Consider the following 18077-nt stretch of genomic DNA (forward strand, 5'->3'; position numbering starts at 1 on the left):
CCGACCGGCGCGCCGAGTGCGACGCGCCCGGGGAGCGTGCTCAGCCCACCCGGTCGGTCACCTCACCGGGCACCGCCTCGGCGCGGCTGCCCGGTAGGGCCGGTACGGCCGGTACGGCGGTGCTGGCCGCCTGCCGCGCGCCGGCGAGCGGGTGCCGGGCCCGGGTCACCACGCCGGCGTGCGCCCGCCGCGCCGCCTGGAGCGCGGTGAAGAGCCCGTACGCCCCGCGACCCACCAGCCGGTGCTTGAGCCCAGCCGCGCCGCCCGGCGGCTGGTAGCCGGCCGGTGGCAGGTGGGCCCGGTACCGGGTGACGATCTCGGCGAAGAACTCGCGGCGGCGGCTCGGCGGCACCCGCCGGGGATGGCCGAGCACCTGCAACAGGTGCCAGATCATCCGCTGGAAGATCAGGTGTCGCAGCTCGGCCGGCACCGCCGGGTCGGCGTCCAGGCCGGCCAGGACACGGTCCCAGTGCGCGAAGACCTCGAAGTGCCGCTCGCTGACCGTAGCGGTGATCGCCCCCTCCGGGCGCTGCCGATAGGCGTAGCAGCACCGGTCCAGCAGGGTGATCCGCCGCGCGGCGAGCATCAGCGGGAAGCTGAACGAGACGTCCTCGTACCAGCCGGGGCCGAAGGTGAGACCCAGGTCGAGGAGGAACCGGCGCCGGATCACCTTGTTGCAGGTGATGTGCAGCACCGACAGCAGGGCCGGTCGCTCCCCCAGCGTGAACGTCTCCGGCACCGGACTCCCGGCGCCGACCTGGGAGAGCGACAGGTGCCGGGTCCCGCCGTTCGGGTAGTACCGGGTGTACGCGGTGACCAGCAGGTCGGGCCGGGTCCGGGTCAGCCGCTCGGCGACGGCACTGAGGCTTCCCTCGGGCAGCCAGTCGTCGCCGTCGACGAACCAGACGTACTCGCCGGTGGCCCGGGACAGGCCGGCGTTGCGGGCCGCCCCGAGCCCCTGGTTGCGGCCGAGGGTGACCACCACCAGCCGGGAGTCGCGTTCGGCGTACCGGGCCAGGATCGCCGCGCTGCCGTCGCTGGAACCGTCGTCCACCGCCACCAGCTCAAGGTCGCGGAAGGACGTGTCGAGAATGGAGTCCAGGCAGTCGGCCAGGTACTCCCGCACCTGGTAGACCGGGACTATCACGCTGAGCAGGGTCACCGTGGCAACCTCCGGTGGAGGACGGAGACCGAATAGTAGCGCCGAGTAATCGACCGCCACGCGCTCAGTAACTGTCGAGTGACCAAATTGTGATTTGTCGCTTCGATCAACACCTGTCCGGATCGGCCGGTGGACCGGACCGGCGGCCCCGGCCGGTCACCCGCACGGCCCCGCTCAGAGCCCCGCCACCCAGTTCCACAGGTCGACGACCCACTCGGTCTGGCGCAGGTACGCCACCCCGACCCCGGCCAGGAAGAGCCCGGTGACCAGGTGCGCGCCCCGGGCACTGCGGCGTACCCGGCCGAGCTGGCGCTCCCAGACCACCCGGCCGACCAGCCGGGCCAGCGCGAAGAGGCCGACCGCGACGAAGAGGGTCAGCACGAAGGTGACCACCGGACTGGTCAGGTCGCCCCGGGCCGAGATCGCCCAGATCCCCCAGCAGACGAAGGCGAAGAGGCCACCCAGCATGCTCCAGTGCCGTCCGATGCGCAGCTGCCGCCAGTGGTAACCCGGCGGGAGCTGCTGCCGCTCCTGCTCCGCCACCGGCCACCCGGTGCCGGTCGGCTCGTGCGGCGCCTCGGGCTCGGTACGCGGCCGCGGCACCCCGACCTGCGCCACACCCCGCCGGAAGCCCTCGGGCCCCGGCGGCATCCCCGGTCCCTCCGCACCGGGCGGCATCTCGACGGTCCGCTCGGCCCAGGGCTGCGTCTGGTCTGCCATCTGTCCTGTCCTCCCCATCGGCTCGGGCCCGGAACCCGTCCCAGTTCCGAGGGTAGCCAGCCGGTACACAGCGCGCCGAGCCAGCATCGACCGGTGCCGCCGCCTTCGGCCGGCACCCCATACCGCCCCCCGGCGAGCTTCCGATCCCGCGACCGGCATGGCACCGGCCGGTAGGGTCAGCACGTGACCGATCCGTGCGAGGTCCTCGGCCGGCTCGAACCTGCCGCTGAGGACGCCGACGAGCGGAGCGAGGAGGGGGCATGACCGAGCGGAGCGAGGGCATCAGCCAGCCCAGGCTCGCAGGTCATGACGCCGACGAGCGGAGCGAGGAGGGGACATGACCGAGCGGAGCGAGGGCATCAGCCAGCCCAGGCTCGCAGGTCATGACGCCGACGAGCGAAGCGAGGAGGAGGCATGACCGATCCGGAACGTCGGCGGCGGAGGCTGCGCCACGACCCGTCGAGCGGTGGCGGCGGCCAGCCCGGGGAGGGCCGTCGCGGCGGAGACCCGGGCATTGGGCCGGGAGCCGGGGACGACCGGGACGCGGAACGCGGCCTGCGCGGGCTGATCGGCTCGGGCGCCTCCCAGGTGAGTGTCGGGGCGGCGATGCGGGCCCGGGACGCGGCCCGGCCGACCGAGGCCGACCTCGCCGAGGCGGCCGAACGGCTGGTGCTGGTCCGGCGCAACTGGGTGCCCCGGGACGAGCTGCCGCGCGGCGGCCGCTGAGCGCCCGCCGCCGGCCAGCGGGGCGGGCGGCTCGGCCCCGCTACGACGCCGGCAGCGCCGGCAGCGCGCCGGAGCGCTCGTACTCGGCGACCTGCCCGATCCGCCGCGCGTGCCGCTCGTTGCCGGAAAACGGCGTGGTGAGGAACGCCTCCACGATTGCGGTCGCCTCGTCCAGGGTGTGCTGGCGAGCACCGATCGCGACCACGTTCGCGTCGTTGTGCTCCCGGGCGAGCTGGGCGGTCTCGACATTCCAGGCGAGAGCCGCGCGTACCCCGGCCACCTTGTTGGCGGCGATCTGCTCGCCGTTGCCCGAACCGCCGATCACCACGCCCAGGGTGCCCGGGTCGGCCACCACTCGGGCGCCACTGTGCAGGCAGAACACCGGGTAGTCGTCGTCCGGGTCGAAGAGGAACGGCCCGACGTCCACCAGTTCGTAGCCCTGCTTGGCCAGATGGTTGGCCAGGTGCACCTTCAGTTCGTAGCCGGCGTGGTCGGATCCCAAGTAGACGCGCATACCGCGCAGTCTGTCAGCCCGCCACGGCCACCCGCCGGCAGGCACGGCGAGAGCCGGACAGATCACAGCGTGATCCGGCCGGAGCAGAGGCCACCCGGGCGCCCGACACAGCCTCCAGGCGCTCGCCGCACGGCCCGAAGCCCTACGCCGTCAGCCCGTCCGCCGTCAGCCCGTCCGCCGTCAGCCGTCAGCCGTGTGGCGCCTCCGCCGCGTCCCGGCCGAGTTCGGCCAGGACCAGCCCGGCCCGGGCCTTCGGGGTGAACCAGGTGCTCTTCCTGGGCATCTTCTGCCGGGCCAGGTTGACCGCGACGAAGTCCTGCACGGTCACCGGAGCGATCAGGACCGCCAGCTCCGCCCGGCCCGCGTCGACCTCGCCGACCAGCCAGCGCGCCGGATAGTCCCCACCGACGTACGTGATCCGCTTGTCGCCGGGGTCGAGTCCGAGCGCGTCCCGCAGCAGCACCCGCTCGACGAGTGCGTGGTCCAGATTCTCCACTCCGCCACCGGAGCCGGCGGGAAGCGTGACGGCATAGGTCGTGCCGGCCGCGTAGAGCTGGATCGTGCCGCCGGAGTCCGGCACCGCCGCCGGACCGGGCACCGGCTCGACCTGGGCGCCGGCCGCGCGCAGCCGGTCGAGCAGTTCGTCCGGGGTACTGGTCAGCTCGCTGACCAGCCGGTTGTACGGCTGGATCGCCACCGAGGCGGGTGTGGTGATCACCGCGAGGAACCGGGGCAGCTCACCGATCTGCGCGGCCAGGCTGCGGTGGTTGCCGTCCGCGACGACCAGCTCACCGGCGCCGGCCAGCGCCAGCAGCTCGTCCTGGCCGGGCCCCGGCCCGAGCAGCCAGATGGCGTGGGTACGCCCCGCCTGGTCGGTGTCGGTCGCGGCCGGCGGACCGGCCGCCTCGGTGGCCTCGGCCAGCGCCCGGTGCAGTGCCTCGCCGGCGTTCCGCCCCGGACCGTCCTCGCCGCCGGTCTCGCCGCCGCCGGCCCGGTTGCCGGTCTGGAGCAGCAGCACCGGCGAGAGGAGATGGCCGGTCGCCTCGGCCAGCGCCACCCGCTCGCGCACCTTGGCGATGAAGACGTCCTCGTTCCGGATCACCAGCCCGGGCTCGTCCGCGCTGGTGGAGATCTGGTCGGTGTCGACCATGGCGAATATCCCGTAACCGGGCTCGTCGCCGGGCGCGGTGATCCGGTAGAGCACCACGACCTGCTCGGCCGGGGTGTAGCTGCCGTCGGCCCGGGCCTGGGCCAACCGGGCGACCGCGTCGGGCAGCGCATCGGTGAAGGACCGCCCGAGGCTCTCCGGCGCCCGGTGCGGCATCTCGATCGCGAGTGCGCTGGCTGGGTTGTCCCGGATGATCGCCGTGATCTCGGCGTCGTCGGCGAACTCGTCGTAGTTCTGGGCGCCGGTGCCGCCAGTGGTGACCCAGGCGCGGGTGATCGGATGCACGACCGTCATGTGCGGGAACGCTACCGGCGGTGCCGGACCCGGCGTACGGATACCCCGACCGTTTCCACCCCGTGGGCGGCCCGGCCCGGTGGCGTACCGGCCGGGCCGCCCGGGGTGCGCTCAGTCGAAGCTCGGTGCCTCGGTACGGGTCCGCTTCAGCTCGTAGAAGCCCGGGGTGCCGGCGACCAGGAGTACCCCGTCCCAGAGCCGGCCGGCCGCCTCGCCCTTCGGGGCCGGGGTGATCACCGGGCCGAAGAATGCGACGGTCTCCCCCGGCACCGGGCCGGGAGCATGGATCACCGGCGTGCCGACGTCCTGGCCGACCGGCTTCATCCCGGCGTCGTGGCTGGCCCGCAGCGCCTCGTCGTACTCGGTCGAGTCGGCGGCCTCGGCCAGCGCCGGGTCCAGCCCGACGTCGGCCAGCGCCGCCCGGTACAGCTCCGGCCCCCGGTCCTCCTTGGCGAGGTGGATCCGGTTGCCGAGCGCGGTGTAGAGCTTGGCGACCGCCTCGGAACCGTGCCGCTGCTCGACCGCGATGCAGATCCGCACCGGGCCCCAGGCGGTCTTCAGCCCCTCCCGGTACTGCTCGGGAAGGTCCTCCCGGCCCTCGTTGAGCACCGAGAGGCTCATCACCCGGAACCGGATGTCGACCGCCCGGACCTTCTCCACCTCCAGCAGCCAACGGGAGGTGATCCAGGCCCACGGGCAGATCGGGTCGAAGAACATGTCTACGGACGCGCGCTCGGACACGGCGCGACTCCCTTCGTCGTCGGGGAGGCCGGAATCGGCGACACCGTTACAGATCTTCACCCCAGGGACCCGCCACCGACAGCGGGATGAGACCGTGACCTGGAGCACCGGTGGCAATCCCGCCGGCATGAAACACTCGACGTCGAGCCGTGGGGATGGCTCGACGCTGTCAACGGAGATAGCCAGCGGGAAGACCGGATGGAGATTCACGTGCCAGGAGTGCGTAACCTGACCCAGGTCGAGGCGACGGAGCGGGGTCGTCTGCTCGACGTCACCGGCTATGACATCCGCCTGGACCTGTCGTCCGCCGGGCAGGGCGCGGACGGCCGCACCTTCCGTTCGACGACCGAGGTCCGGTTCCGGTGCGCCGAGCCGGGCGCCGCTACCTTCATCGAGGTGGCCGCCGATTCGGTACGCGCCGCGACGCTGAACGGCGCCCCGGTCGACCTCTCCGGCTGGTCGGCCGAGGACGGTCTCACCCTGACCGGTCTGGCCGCCGAGAACACCCTGGTCGTCGACGCCGACTTCCTCTACTCCTCCAGCGGTCAGGGGCTGCACCGCAGCGTCGACCCGGTGGACGGCGAGACCTATCTCTACAGCCAGTTCGAGACCGCCGACGCGCAGCGGGTCTTCGCCTGTTTCGACCAGCCGGACCTGAAGAGCGTCTTCACCTGGCACGCGACCGTGCCGGCACACTGGCGGGTCATCTCCAACATGCCGCTGCGCGCCGAGGAGCCGGCCGGCGCCGAGACCAAGACGGTCCACTTCGCCGAGTCGGTCCGGATGAGCACCTACATCACCGCGCTCTGCGCCGGCCCCTACCACGAGGTGCGGTACACCCACGACGGTGTCGACCTCGGCTACTTCTGCCGGACCAGCATGGCGCCGTACCTCGACTCGGCGGACCTGAACCTGATCACCACCCAGGGCTTCGACTTCTTCCACCAGCAGTTCGGGGTCCGCTATCCGCTGCCGAAATACGACCAGGTGTGGGTGCCGGACTTCAACGCCGGCGCGATGGAGAACTTCGGCTGCGTCACGCACGCCGAGGCGCACTACCTGTTCCGGTCCCAGGAGACCGACTTCGAGTACGAGCAGCGGGCCAACACGATCCTGCACGAGCTGGCCCACATGTGGTTCGGCGACCTGGTCACCATGCGCTGGTGGAACGACCTGTGGCTGAACGAGTCGTTCGCCGAGTGGGCCAGCCACTGGGCCAACACCAACGCCACCCGGTTCGCCGACGCCTGGACGACCTTCCTCTCCATCCGCAAGAACTGGGGCTACCGGCAGGACCAGCTCTCCTCCACCCACCCGGTCTACTGCGAGATGCCGGACCTGGAGGCCGTCGAGGTCAACTTCGACGGCATCACGTACGCCAAGGGCGCCAGCGTGCTCAAGCAGCTCGTGGCGTACGTCGGTGAGGCGCCGTTCCTGGAGGGCCTGCGCAGCTACTTCGGCAAGTACGCCTGGAGCAACGCCACCTTCGACGACCTGCTCAGCGAGCTGGAGGCGGCCTCCGGCCGGGAACTGCGCAAGTTCGCCGCCGAGTGGCTGGAGACCTCCCAGGTCAACACGCTCCGCCCGGAGGTGTCGATCGGCCCGGACGGGACGTACGAGTCGGTGGTGGTCCGGCAGGAGGCGCCGAGCGAGCACCCGACGCTGCGTACGCACCGGATCGGGGTGGGCCTCTACGACCTGCGGGACAACCGGCTGGTCCGGCGGGACCGGATCGAGGTCGACGTCGCCGGCGAGCGTACCGAGCTGTCCCCGCTCACCGGCGTGGCGGCGCCGGACGTGCTGCTGCTCAACGACGACGACCTGACCTATGCCAAGCTGCGGCTGGACGAGCGGTCGATGGCAACGGTGGTGCGGCACATCGCCGGGTTCGAGTCGTCGCTGGCCCGGGGCCTGTGCTGGGCCGCCGCCTGGGACATGGTCCGGGACGCCGAACTCTCCGCCCGCGACTACGTGGCGCTGGCGCTGGCCGGGCTGCCCGCCGAGACCGACATCAACCTGGTCACCGCGACGCTGCGGCAGGTCTCCGCCACGCTCACCTCGTACGCTGCGCCGGAGTGGGCGCCGACCGGTTGGGCGCACTTCGCCGGTACGGCAGCGACCGCGCTGCGCGCCGCCGAGCCGGGTAGCGGCCTGCAACTGGCCTGGGCCCGGACCTACGCCTCGGCGGCCCGCAGCGACGAGGAACTGGCCGTACTCCGGGGCTGGCTGGATGGTGCCGAGGTGCCGGACGGGCTGACCATCGACACCGAGCTGCGCTGGACGGTGCTGCGTGCCCTGGTCGCGGGAGGCGCGGCGGGGCGAGCCGAGATCGACTCCGAGCTGGCCGCGGACCGTACGTCGAGCGGCGAGCGGGAGGCCGCGCTCGCGCACGCGCTGCTGCCCACCGCCGAAAACAAGGAGACGGTGTGGCGCACCCTGACCGGGGACGAGGCGCTGCCGAACTGGCGGCATCGGGCGCTGCTCCAGGGCTTCCAGCATCCGGCGCAGGTCGAGCTGACCGCACCGTACGCCGAGCGGTTCTTCCAGGTCGTCGCCCAGATCTGGAAGAAGCGGGACAGCGAGCCGGCGCAGGAGTTCGTCATGCTGGCCTACCCGGCATACCAGATAACCGAGGAGACCATCCGGCTGACCGACGCCTGGCTGGCCGAGCCGGGGCATCCCGCGCCGCTGCGCCGGCTGGTCGCCGAGGGCCGGGACGGAGTGGTGCGGGCGCTGAAGGCCCGGGCCAAGGACGCCGCGTCACCGTCCTGACCTCGCCGCCGAACTGACCGCCGCCGGGCGCCGGATCCGATCCGGCGCCCGGCGCCGTCGTCACGCCCGGGAACGATTCGGGTACCGGCCGCCGGCCCGGGCGGTGCGGGGCGACCGCCGGCCGGTCCGGGCCGTTAGGCTTCCCGATGGAGGTGGATTCGATGGCCCAACCACGCTACGAGTGGCATCCGCCCGAGCAGGGGTGGACCGAGGACGATCTGCGCACCCTGCCTGCGGACGGGCACCGCTACGAGATCATCGACGGGAGCCTCCACGTGACCCCTCCGGCCGACTTCCAGCATCACGAGCTGGCTGACGAGATCCGCGCCGCCCTACGCGCCGCCGCCCCGTCGAAGTGGCGGGTGATCCGCGAAATCGGTCTACGGGTACCGGGCGGCAACGCGATCCCGGACATCACGGTGCTGCGACCGAGCGCGCCGCAGGACGCGATGTGGGCTGATCCGGAAGACGTGGCGCTGGTGGTCGAGGTGGAGTCGCCGAGCAGCCGCCGGCACGACCGGTTCACCAAGCTGGGCCTGTACGCCGAGGCCGGCATCGAGTCGTACTGGCGGATCGAACGTGCCGAGCGGGGCCCGATCGCCCACCTCTATCTGCGCGCTCCCGCCGGCCACTACGAGCTGCACCGGTCCGTTCCGCCTACCGGCACGGAGCTGGTCGAGCTGCCGTTTCCGGTCCGGGTCACCCCCGGCACCTGGCTGGCCTGACCGGCCCACGAGCCGAGCGGCGGCCCGGACGAGCGCGCCGTCAGGCCGAGCGGCCAGCCCGGGTGGCGAGCTGGTCCAGGCCGCTGACGATGCCGCCGGTGAGGTCGCCGCCGCCGAAGGCGGCCACCATGGAGAGCGCGGCCAGCTTGGCGTCCCGGTCCGGAATCCGCTTGCGGGCCTCGGCACCGGTCACGATCTCCAGCACCCGCTGGTTCGGCGAGAGCGCGACCAGGACGGCGCGGGCCGGGTCGGCCAGCTCCAGGAGCAGCCGCTGGGCGTGTTCGCGTACCGGTTCGGTCAGCGGACCGACGTAGACGGTGAAGACCAGGCCGGTGGACTCGTCGGCGATCCGCAGCGCCTCGTCGATCCGGAGGAGCTGGCGGGTGGTGAACGGCCCGTCGAGCACGTTCGGCCGGGGGGTGGCGCTCGGCCCGACCTCGGTCCCGGGCCGTTCGGCCGTCGCCACGCTCTTACCAGCGGTCACTTGCGCCCCCTGTCACGCCAGCGCGCTTCGGCGCGCTGATGGTCTCGATCTCGCCGCTGGTCAGCGCCCGGGCCTCCGCGCCGGCCGGCAGCGCGGTCCGGGCGGACTCGGTCAGGTGCTCGGGCGAGGAGAGGAACCAGACCGGCGTGAACTCGAAGGGCCGCCCCGGGCGGTACCGCCGGGCGTTACGGCCGCTCTTGCCGGCCCGGGCCAGCACGGTGATCACGAGCACCGCAGCGGCCGGGATGGCAACGAAGACCAGCAACGTGTCGGAAACAGACAACCTCAACGCCCCCAGGCGAAAACGGGATCATCGTGCCGGTCGGCGCAGGTGACGACCTTGTCCACCCGACCGACCCGGTCGCCGTTCACGGTATCGGAAACCGACGCCCACCAGTTCTCGGGGTGCCGATCCGGCCCGCTCGCGGTCGCCCGGGGCCTGGCCGGGCGGGCTGGCGGACGGTCGGGATCACGCCTCGTCAACGAGCCGAGCCAGCGCCTCGGCCGCGCGCCAGCAGTCGTGGTACGTCGAGTAGAGCGGGACCGGGGCCAGCCGGATCACGTCCGGCTCCCGGTCGTCGACGAGTACCCCGTACTCCTGGGACAGCCGCTTGGTCAGCGCGGCGGCCCCGCCCCGGCCGATCCGCACGGAAAGCTGACAGCCGCGCCGGGTCGGCTCGCGCGGGGTGAGCACGGTGAGCGGCCGGCTCGGGGTGAGCTGGTCGAGCAGTCCTTCGAGGTAGCCGGTCAACCGCTCGCTGCGGGCCCGCAGCGCGGGCATTCCGACCTGCTCGAAGATGGCCAGGGCGCTGCGCATCGGCGCCATCGCCAGCACCGGCGGGTTGGAAATCAGCCAGGCCTCCACGGTGGCCGGTGGCCGGGAGACCGGGGCCATCTCGAACCGGGTCGCCTCGTCAGTGCCCCACCAGCCCTCGAACCGGTCGACCGCCGGATCGCCGAGGTGCCGCTCGTGCACGAACGCCCCGGCCAACGCCCCCGGACCGGAGTTCAGGTATTTGTAGGTGCACCAGGCGGCGAAGTCCACGTCCCAGTCGTGCAGCGCCAGCGGCACGTTGCCGGCCGCATGCGCGAGGTCCCAGCCGACCAGGGCGCCGGCCCGGTGTCCCGCCCGGGTGATCTCCGGGATGTCCATCAGCTCGCCGGTCAGGTAGTTGACCCCGCCGAGCAGGACCAGCGCCACCCGCTGCCCCTCCCGGTCGAGGTAGTCGACCACGTCCTCGGTACGCAGGGTCTCCTCGCCCGGGCGGGGACGCAGCCGGACGACGGTCTCGTCCGGGTCCAACCCGTGGTGCCGGGCCTGGCTGCGCACCGCGTAGCTGTCGGACGGGAAGGCGGCATCCTCGATCAGGATCCGGTCCCGGCCGGCCGCCGGCCGGTAGAACGACACCATCAGCAGGTGCAGGTTGACCGTCAACGAGTTCATCACCACGGTCTCGGCCGGCAGCGCACCGACCACCGACGCGCTCGGCCCGGTGAGTGAGCGGTAGGACGGTACCCAGGGCCGGTCACCCGCGAAGTGGCCGGAGACCCCGAGCCGGGCCCAGGTCTCCAGCTCGGCGTCGAGATCGGCCCGGGCGGCCCGGGGTTGCAGTCCGAGGGAGTTGCCGACCAGGTAGGCAGTCTCGGCGTACCGGCCACCCTCGGCCGGTGGCACGTGGAACAGGTGCCGGTGACCGGGGTCGGCCTCGTCGCGGCGCCGGGCCGCCTCCTCCTGCTCCGGGGTGGTCATCCGCTCATCACTCCTCTGTCGCTCGCCCTCGGCACCCGGGGCGGTACTCCTCGGTCGCTCGCTCCCGCACGGTCCCGGGGGGCGGTAACGGTAACGGCCCGCGCTACATGTCCGTCCGGGCGGCCCACAGCTCGGGGAAGACCTCCCGAGCCATGCTCCGGCGCAGCCAGGCCGCGCCGGCCGACCCCCCGGTGCCGACCTTCGCGCCCATGGTCCGGCGTACCGCCTTGAGGTGCTGGTGGCGCCAGTCGTCGAACTGCTCGGCGATCTCCACCAGAGTCTCACCCAGTTGTCGCAGGTGGTTGTCCGGCCCGGTGTCGGCGTAGATCTCCACCCAGGCGGCGGTCAGCTCGGCGCTCGGCTCGGCCTCGGCGGAGAAGTCCCGGTGCAGCAGCGCCTCCGGCAGCGCGAAGCCCCGGCGGGCCAGCAGGGCGGTCACCTCGTCCCAGAGGCTCGGCGCCCGGAGCGTCTCGACCAGGTCGGCGTAGACCCTCGGCTGCCGGTGGAACGGCCGGACCAGGGTGACGGACTTCAGCCCGAGCAGGAACTCCAACTGCCGGTACATCGCGGACTGGAACCCGGAGCCCTCACCGAGCAGGTTGCGGAACCGGTTGAAGTCCGCCGGGGTCATCCAGCGCAGCCCCCGCCAGGCCGCGTTCAGCCCCTCCAGGTGCAGGGCGGCCCGGTGCAGCGGGGCCAGCGCGGCCCAGAGGTCGTCGGCGCGCAGCCGCTGCCGCGCCTCGCGCAGCTCGAAGCAGGTCAGCCCGAAGTACAGCTCCATGATCTGGCTGACCATCAGGAACGACATCTCACCGGGATCCCGGCTCAGCGGCTGCTGGAGGCGGTGCAGCGTACTCGCGTGCACGTACGCGTCGTACGGCGTCCGCTCGACCGGTTCCAGGGTGGGCTCGCCACCGTTGGCCGCCGCCCGGGCGGCCCGCTGCGCGGCGTTCGCCGGGCGTACCCGGGGTCGGCCGGGTCGCCGCTGCCGCTGGGTCCTCTCCACCGTCGCCTCCGTTCCGTTACGCGCTACCGTCATGATCTCTCCGCCCCGCCGCCGAACGGAATGCCGGACCAACGGCGGTACCAGGCCAGATCCGGTGGTTGTGTGGTTCGGCGCCGGAGTGGTTTAACGTTTGAAAGGTCGATCCGGGATTCGCGATCATGTCACGGAGAGTGAGCGGTTATGGACGAGATGGACTGGGCACTGCTGCGGGAGCTCCAGGCCGACGCCCGGCTCTCGTTCAGCGAACTCTCCCGCCGGGTCCACCTCTCCCCGCCGGCCGTCGCCGAACGGGTCCGCCGGCTGGAGGAATCCGGCGTGGTGACCGGGTACCACGCGCACGTCGACCTGGCCCGCGCCGGCCGGAACGTGGTCGCGATGATCCGGATGTCCTGTTACGGGGCACGGTGCATCCTCCGGGACCCGGAGGTGCCGGACTGGCCGGAGATCCTGGAGATACACCGGATCACCGGGGACGCCTGCAGCATGCTCAAGGTCGCGGCCGAGTCGATCGAGGCGTTCGAGCAGGTCATCGACCGTCTCGCCCCGTACGGGCAGCCGTCGAGCACGATGGTGCTCTCCAGCCCGCTGGACTGGCACCCGGTGCTCCCGATTCCACCAGCGTCAAGCGGCTGACCAGGGCGTTCGTCCGGTTGTCGGCCCACCGGGAGCGTGTGCGCGGCGGGTCGGTGGGAACACGTTCCCCGACGAGACGGGTCGGGCACCCGACCGCGCGGCGGACGCGACGGGTGCCCGGCCGACGGATGCACCGCCGGGGAGGGAAGTCATGCTCACTGCCAAGGTCGTCGGCCGTACGATCGCCGCTGGCGTCACCGTCGCCGCCCTGGTCCCCGGGCCGCTGTTCGGGAACGTGAGCGCGGTACAGGCCGGGCCGAACACCTTCGTGGAGGTCACCCCGAACACCGCCCAGGCGGGTAGCCGGGTCAACATCCGGGCGAGCTGCGACGGCGCGAACAACCAGCAGGCCACGGTGCACTCGGACGCGTTCGGTCGGGTGATCGTACGCCCCGACAACGGCTTCCTCACCGCGTCGGTGACGATTCCGGGCAGCAAGGCGCCGGGGGCGTACGCGGTCAACCTGAGCTGCCAGCAGAACGGCAACAACGCGACCACCACGCTGACCGTGGTGAACATGAGTCAGGGCAGCCAGGGGCCGGCCGCTGGTGGCGGCGGTACGGCCGGCGGCCCGGGCGGGGTGCTGATGATCGCCGGTGGTCTCGGCATCGTCGTGCTCGCGATCGGGTTCGGGGTGGCCGGCCGGCGGCGGCGTACCGAACCGAGTAGCTGACCTGCGGACCGGGCATGTTCCGCTTCCCCGCGGGCGATGGCACGTGGCGGGGTCGGACCGGCCGGTGGTGGGCGCGTACCGGCCGGTGGCGGCGCCGCACGGCCCGGCTCGCCCGGCAGGCCACCGCGGCGAGTATCACCAGCCCGGATCCGGCCGACGGCACCCCGCCAGGCACCCTGGACGCCACGCCGCCCCGGCCGGCCCGGCGGACGAGCCGGCGCCGGTGGGCCCGCCGCCCCGGGCCGGTACCCGTGATCACCCTGCTGCTGGGCCTGCTCGTCACCCTGTTCGGGGTGCAGAGCGTCACCGGGATCACCCTGCTGCCCAGCGGAATGCCGTTCGGCGCTCCGGCGCCGCCCCGGAAGTTTCCGGTGCTGGAGTCGAGCCCGCCGGTCGGGATCGGCATCCGGTCGCTCGACCTGACCGCACCGGTCCATCCGGTCGGCGTCGCTCCGGACGGCACCATCGAGGTGCCGGCGTCGGACCGGCGCGACGAGGCCGGCTGGTACAGCCAGAGCCCGACCCCGGGCCAGTACGGACCGTCGGTGATCGTCGGTCACGTCGACACCCGGACCGGGCCGGCCGTCTTCCACGACCTGGCCGGGCTGCGCCCCGGCGCCAAGATCGAGGTCGACCGGGAGGACGAATCGGTGGCGGTCTTCGAGGTCAACTCCGTCAAGCGGTTCAACAAGTCGGAGCTGCCGGTCGACCGGGTCTACGGCGACTTCAGCCGGCCGTCGCTCCGGCTGATCACCTGCGGCGGCCGCTGGGTCGGCGGCTCTACCGGGTACGCCGACAACGTCATCGTCTTCGCGTCCCTGGTCTCGGCCCGGCACACCTGAGCCCCGCGCCGCACCTGCCGCACCGGCGGCCGGCCCCGTCGCACGTCGCCACCCTGCCGGACCGTCGGCCGGCGTCGTCGCGGCGGTCGCCCGCCAGCGGCAACGTTCGCCGGCTCAGGCCGCCTCGGCCTCGCGCAGGTCCAGCCAGTCCGCCCAGCGCGGGTCCGGCGCCCGGTGGCCGAGCACCCGCCACGCGATGCCCTTCGGCGCGGCCGGCAGCGAGTGCAGCCGCCAGCCCAGCTCCGCCGGGGTCTTGTCGCCCTTGGTGTGGTTGCACTTGGCGCAGGCCGCGACGACGTTCTCCCAGGCGTGCCGGCCACCCCGACTGCGCGGGAAGACGTGGTCGATGGTCTCGGCCGGGCCCCGGCAGTAGACGCAGCGCCAGTTGTCCCGGGCGAAGATGGCCCGGCGGGAGAGCCCGACGTGCGTCCGGTACGGCACCCGGACGAACCGGGTCAGCCGGACCACCGACGGCACCGGCAGGGAGTTGCGGGCGCTGTGCAGGATCCCCTCCCCGTCCGCCACGCAGACGGCCTTGGCGGAGAGAACCAGGATGGCGGCTCGACGCACTGAAACGACACACAGCGGCTCATAGGTCGCATTGAGCACCAACGCTCCGGAGCCCACCGTGGGTCGTATGTCAGGCATCGCGCTCACCCTCTCGGTTGTTTCTCGTCCGCTCCCTCGCCCGCCCGGTGCCGGCCCCACCCCCGGTGCCGGTCGGCAGCAGGCACCGACCGCCGCCAAGACCACGGCCGACGCCGGCAGATCACCGGCGTCCGTGCGCCAATAGTCCCCGATAGCTGGCGCGATTGCACGTACTAATCCGGGGTCCCGCAGAAAGCTCTCACGTCCCGTGGCAAGATGACCGGTTCCGTCCCGTCACCCCGTCCGACGGGCCGCGGACGCCAGCCGCGGGAGGGGGCGTCCGCCACCTGCCGGCGGGTCGGCCGAGACCGCCGGACACCGGTACGGTACGAAGGCAGTCGTGAACCCCGCGACGCTGATCACTGCCGCCGTGCTCGGAATGCCGCAGCCGGAGACGCCGGAGCCCAAGCCGAGTTGCCTGGACAACCCCGTCTGTGACCAGGTCTGGCGGGTGACCAAGTCGGCGTGGTTCGCCGAGGGGAGCAACCTCTTCCTAATCAAGCCGGCCACGATCGTGCTGATCCTGCTGGTGGCGATCCTGCTCCGCTTCCTGCTGCACCGGACCATCAACCGGCTGGTGCGGAGCACCTCGGAGAGCCGGATCCCCGCGGTGCTCCGGCCGCTGCGCGAGCGGATCCCCAGCGCCGCGCCCGACCCACAGGCGGTCGTACCGGAACGGCGCCGGCAGCGGGCCGAGGCGATCGGCTCGGTGCTGCGCAGCATGACCACGGCGGTGGTCTTCGCGATCGCCGTGCTACAGATCCTCAGCGAGCTCAGCTTCGACCTGGCCCCGCTGCTGGCCAGTGCCGGCATCGCCGGCCTGGCCCTCGGGTTCGGCGCCCAGACGCTGGTCAAGGACCTGCTGGCCGGGCTCTTCATGCTGCTGGAGGACCAGTACGGGGTCGGTGACACGGTGGACCTCGGCGAGGCGACCGGGGTGGTCGAGGCGGTCGGCCTGCGGATCACCACCGTCCGGGATGCCCGGGGGGTGGTGTGGTACATCCGCAACGGCGAGATCATCCGGGTCGGCAACAAGAGCCAGGGCTGGGCGATGGTCGTGGTGGACATGCCGATCGGCTTCGCCCGCACCGAGGAGGCCACCGCGGTGCTGCGGACCGCCGCCGCCTCGGTCGCGGTCGACCCGGAGCTGGCGCCGGAGCTGGTGGAGCCGCCCGAGGTGGTCGGGGTCGAGCAGATCACCGTGGACGGGTCGGTGATCCGGACGATCGCCAAGACCACCGCCGAGGGGCAGCTCCCGGTCTCCCGGGAACTGCGCCGCCGGCTGGCCGAGGCGCTGGACAACTCCGGCATCACCGCCGGCATCGCGGCCACCAGGATGTTCCCCCGGCCGTCGACCCCGCCGGCCGACGGGGAGACCGGCCAGGGTGGAGCGACCTGAGCCGCCGGATGTTTCGCCACCCAGCGCGATCGGCCGGTCGGCGGAGCGCGACCCGGCGCCCCGCCGAGCGGCGGAGCCACCGCCGTACGGGTCGGCGCCGGGTACGCCGGACGGTGCCGTAGACGTACCGGACGGCCCCGGTGGGGGGCCGGCTGTCAGGGGTCGCGTACCGAGCGGGCGGTCGGGTATCGTCCGTTCGACCAGTCGGAGATGCGACGATCTATCCGTTCGCCCTAGCCAGTCGTCATACGATCGGGCAGAATCCAGAACTAGCTCCCTCCCGGAGCGTGACGAAGACCTTGCTGATCCGAACGTCTGACGTTCCCGGCAGCCCCATCACATTTGGTCAGCGGTCGAGAACGATGGAGGCCCACCGGTGTCCGAAGAGACACACACTCCCGAGCGGCCGGCAACCTTTCGGGAAGTGTTCGCCCAGCGTGAATACCGGGCGGTCTTCGCGGCCACCGTACTGACCTGGACCGGCGACTATCTCGCCAAGGCCGCCGTCACGCTGTTGGTCTACCAGCAGAGCGAGTCCGTCGCCCTCTCGGCGGCCGCCTTCGCCACCAGCTACCTGCCGTGGCTGATCGGCGGTCCGCTGCTCACCACCCTCGCCGACCGGTACCCGTACCGGACGGTCATGGTGATCTGCGATCTCGTCCGGCTGCCGCTGTACGCGGCCATCGCGATCGACGGGCTGGAGACGCCGGTCATCCTGGCGCTGCTCTTCGCGGCGACCCTGGCGAATCCGCCCAGCCAGGCGGCCCGGTCCGCGATGCTTCCCCTGCTGCTCACCGGGGACCGGCTGGTCGTCGCGCTCTCCCTGCACGGCAGCACGGCACAGGCGGCACAGGTCTTCGGCTACGCGGCCGGGGCCGGCATCGCCCTCTACAGCCCGGCCCTGGCCCTGCTGCTCAACGCCGCCGCCTTCGGCCTCTCCGCGTTGATCATCTGGTTCGGCGTCCAGCACCGGCCCGCCGTGCCGCCCGAGCAGGGCCGGCGGAACCTGCTCCGGGAGACCGGCGCCGGCTTCGCCCTGGTGTTCGGCACTCCGGTGCTGCGAGCCATCGCGATCATGGTGTTCTGCGCGATGCTGTTCGCGATCGTGCCCGAGGGGCTGGCCGCGGCCTGGGCCACCAAGTTCGCGGGTGCGGGCGCCGACCGGAGCGCCACCCAGGCACTGATCATGGTCGCCGCACCGGCCGGTTTCATCCTCGGTGGCCTGCTGGTCGGCCGGGGCCTCCGGCCGGACCTGCGCCGATCCCTGGTGCGGCCGTTCGCGGTGCTCGCCCCGCTGGCCCTGGTGCCCGCCCTGTTCGACCCACCGCCGGTGGTGGTCGCGCTGCTGGCGGCGGTCGCCGGCTTCGCGGTCGCCGGGCTGATGCCGGTGACGAACGGGCTGTTCGTACTCGCCCTGCCGCACGGCTATCGGGCCCGGGCGAACGGCGTGATGAACACCGGCGTACAGGTGATGCAGGGCGTGGCGGTACTCGCCACCGGCCTGCTGGCCGAGCGGTTCACCATCCCCCGAGTGGTGGGGCTGTGGAGCGCCGCCGGAGTGCTGCTGATGCTGTTGCTGGCCCTGCGCTGGCCGCAGGCCGAGCGGTTCGACGCGGCGATCGAGGAGGCCCGGCGCCGATCCGCCGACCGGGAGGCGGCGGTCGGGCCGACCAGGCCGGGGCAGCGGCCGGCGCGTACCTCCCCGCCCAACCCCCGGCCGCCCTCCTCCGAGGCCGGCATCGGCGCCGTCTGAGCCGCCGCACCGGCTGCGGTGTGAGCGAGCCCGCACCGGGGGCACGGCTCCGGCTGCGGTCGATAGC

General features: G+C 72.6%; 18 protein-coding genes. 8 read left to right on the top strand and 10 right to left on the bottom strand.

Annotated elements, in window-relative coordinates:
• Window positions 1-40: 40 nt before the first annotated feature.
• The gene (locus tag ACSMXO_RS35695; RefSeq protein WP_455415409.1) at window positions 41-1162 is read right to left on the bottom strand and encodes a glycosyltransferase; all 1122 of its coding nucleotides are present in this window, start codon (window positions 1160-1162) and stop codon (window positions 41-43) included.
• A 174-nt stretch (window positions 1163-1336) separates the two neighbouring features.
• Window positions 1337-1882 carry a hypothetical protein gene (locus tag ACSMXO_RS35700; protein WP_346259997.1) on the bottom strand — a complete coding sequence of 182 codons (546 nt, stop codon included), beginning with the start codon at window positions 1880-1882 and terminating at the stop codon, window positions 1337-1339.
• Between the two features lie 414 nt (window positions 1883-2296).
• On the opposite strand from ACSMXO_RS35700, the gene ACSMXO_RS35705 reads away from it, so the two are divergent.
• Entirely contained in the window at window positions 2297-2608 is a 312-nt protein-coding gene (locus ACSMXO_RS35705; RefSeq protein WP_346259998.1) for a hypothetical protein, read from the top strand.
• A gap of 40 nt (window positions 2609-2648) precedes the next feature.
• On the opposite strand, the gene ACSMXO_RS35710 is transcribed toward ACSMXO_RS35705, so the two are convergent.
• From ACSMXO_RS35710 to ACSMXO_RS35720, 3 genes are all read right to left on the bottom strand, one after another.
• Window positions 2649-3122, bottom strand: coding sequence for a ribose-5-phosphate isomerase (locus tag ACSMXO_RS35710; protein WP_455415410.1), 474 nt, complete (start codon window positions 3120-3122; stop codon window positions 2649-2651).
• A gap of 187 nt (window positions 3123-3309) precedes the next feature.
• Window positions 3310-4584, bottom strand: coding sequence for a DUF1015 family protein (locus tag ACSMXO_RS35715; RefSeq protein WP_455415411.1), 1275 nt, complete (start codon window positions 4582-4584; stop codon window positions 3310-3312).
• Between the two features lie 111 nt (window positions 4585-4695).
• Complete coding sequence (locus tag ACSMXO_RS35720; RefSeq protein WP_455415412.1) at window positions 4696-5325, bottom strand: mycothiol-dependent nitroreductase Rv2466c family protein; 630 nt, start codon at window positions 5323-5325, stop codon at window positions 4696-4698.
• A 219-nt stretch (window positions 5326-5544) separates the two neighbouring features.
• Between ACSMXO_RS35720 and pepN the strand changes: the two genes are divergently transcribed.
• Window positions 5545-8097 (top strand): aminopeptidase N, encoded by a 2553-nt coding sequence (gene pepN, locus ACSMXO_RS35725; RefSeq protein WP_455419387.1) that lies wholly within the window; start codon window positions 5545-5547, stop codon window positions 8095-8097.
• 161 nt (window positions 8098-8258) lie between these two features.
• Window positions 8259-8822: a Uma2 family endonuclease gene (locus ACSMXO_RS35730; protein ID WP_346260002.1), complete on the top strand. Its 564-nt coding sequence runs from the start codon at window positions 8259-8261 to the stop codon at window positions 8820-8822.
• Between the two features lie 40 nt (window positions 8823-8862).
• Here the strand turns inward: ACSMXO_RS35730 and ACSMXO_RS35735 are convergent, their stop codons facing one another.
• From ACSMXO_RS35735 to ACSMXO_RS35750, 4 genes are all read right to left on the bottom strand, one after another.
• Window positions 8863-9288 carry a DUF5130 family protein gene (locus ACSMXO_RS35735; RefSeq protein WP_455419388.1) on the bottom strand — a complete coding sequence of 142 codons (426 nt, stop codon included), beginning with the start codon at window positions 9286-9288 and terminating at the stop codon, window positions 8863-8865.
• 4 nt (window positions 9289-9292) lie between these two features.
• Window positions 9293-9595, bottom strand: coding sequence for an aa3-type cytochrome oxidase subunit CtaJ (ctaJ, locus tag ACSMXO_RS35740; RefSeq protein ID WP_455415413.1), 303 nt, complete (start codon window positions 9593-9595; stop codon window positions 9293-9295).
• Window positions 9596-9775: 180 nt separating this feature from the next.
• The gene (gene kynU / locus ACSMXO_RS35745) at window positions 9776-11056 is read right to left on the bottom strand and encodes a kynureninase (protein ID WP_455415414.1); all 1281 of its coding nucleotides are present in this window, start codon (window positions 11054-11056) and stop codon (window positions 9776-9778) included.
• Window positions 11057-11159: 103 nt separating this feature from the next.
• The gene (locus ACSMXO_RS35750) at window positions 11160-12062 is read right to left on the bottom strand and encodes a tryptophan 2,3-dioxygenase (protein ID WP_455419389.1); all 903 of its coding nucleotides are present in this window, start codon (window positions 12060-12062) and stop codon (window positions 11160-11162) included.
• Window positions 12063-12242: 180 nt separating this feature from the next.
• Between ACSMXO_RS35750 and ACSMXO_RS35755 the strand changes: the two genes are divergently transcribed.
• The 3 genes from ACSMXO_RS35755 (at window position 12243) to ACSMXO_RS35765 (ending at window position 14210) form a co-directional block, all read left to right on the top strand.
• The gene (locus tag ACSMXO_RS35755; protein WP_346260004.1) at window positions 12243-12695 is read left to right on the top strand and encodes an Lrp/AsnC family transcriptional regulator; all 453 of its coding nucleotides are present in this window, start codon (window positions 12243-12245) and stop codon (window positions 12693-12695) included.
• A gap of 151 nt (window positions 12696-12846) precedes the next feature.
• On the top strand, window positions 12847-13368 hold the full coding sequence (locus ACSMXO_RS35760) for a hypothetical protein (protein WP_455415415.1): 522 nt from the start codon (window positions 12847-12849) through the stop codon (window positions 13366-13368).
• 14 nt (window positions 13369-13382) lie between these two features.
• Entirely contained in the window at window positions 13383-14210 is an 828-nt protein-coding gene (locus tag ACSMXO_RS35765) for a class F sortase (protein WP_455415416.1), read from the top strand.
• 114 nt (window positions 14211-14324) lie between these two features.
• Here ACSMXO_RS35765 and ACSMXO_RS35770 read toward each other — a convergent pair whose 3' ends face one another.
• Entirely contained in the window at window positions 14325-14858 is a 534-nt protein-coding gene (locus ACSMXO_RS35770; RefSeq protein ID WP_203861391.1) for an HNH endonuclease, read from the bottom strand.
• 379 nt (window positions 14859-15237) lie between these two features.
• Between ACSMXO_RS35770 and ACSMXO_RS35775 the strand changes: the two genes are divergently transcribed.
• On the top strand, window positions 15238-16257 hold the full coding sequence (locus tag ACSMXO_RS35775) for a mechanosensitive ion channel family protein (protein ID WP_346260035.1): 1020 nt from the start codon (window positions 15238-15240) through the stop codon (window positions 16255-16257).
• 376 nt (window positions 16258-16633) lie between these two features.
• On the top strand, window positions 16634-18010 hold the full coding sequence (locus tag ACSMXO_RS35780; protein ID WP_455415417.1) for an MFS transporter: 1377 nt from the start codon (window positions 16634-16636) through the stop codon (window positions 18008-18010).
• Window positions 18011-18077: the final 67 nt, after the last annotated feature.

Source organism: Plantactinospora sp. DSM 117369 (assembly GCF_053764795.1).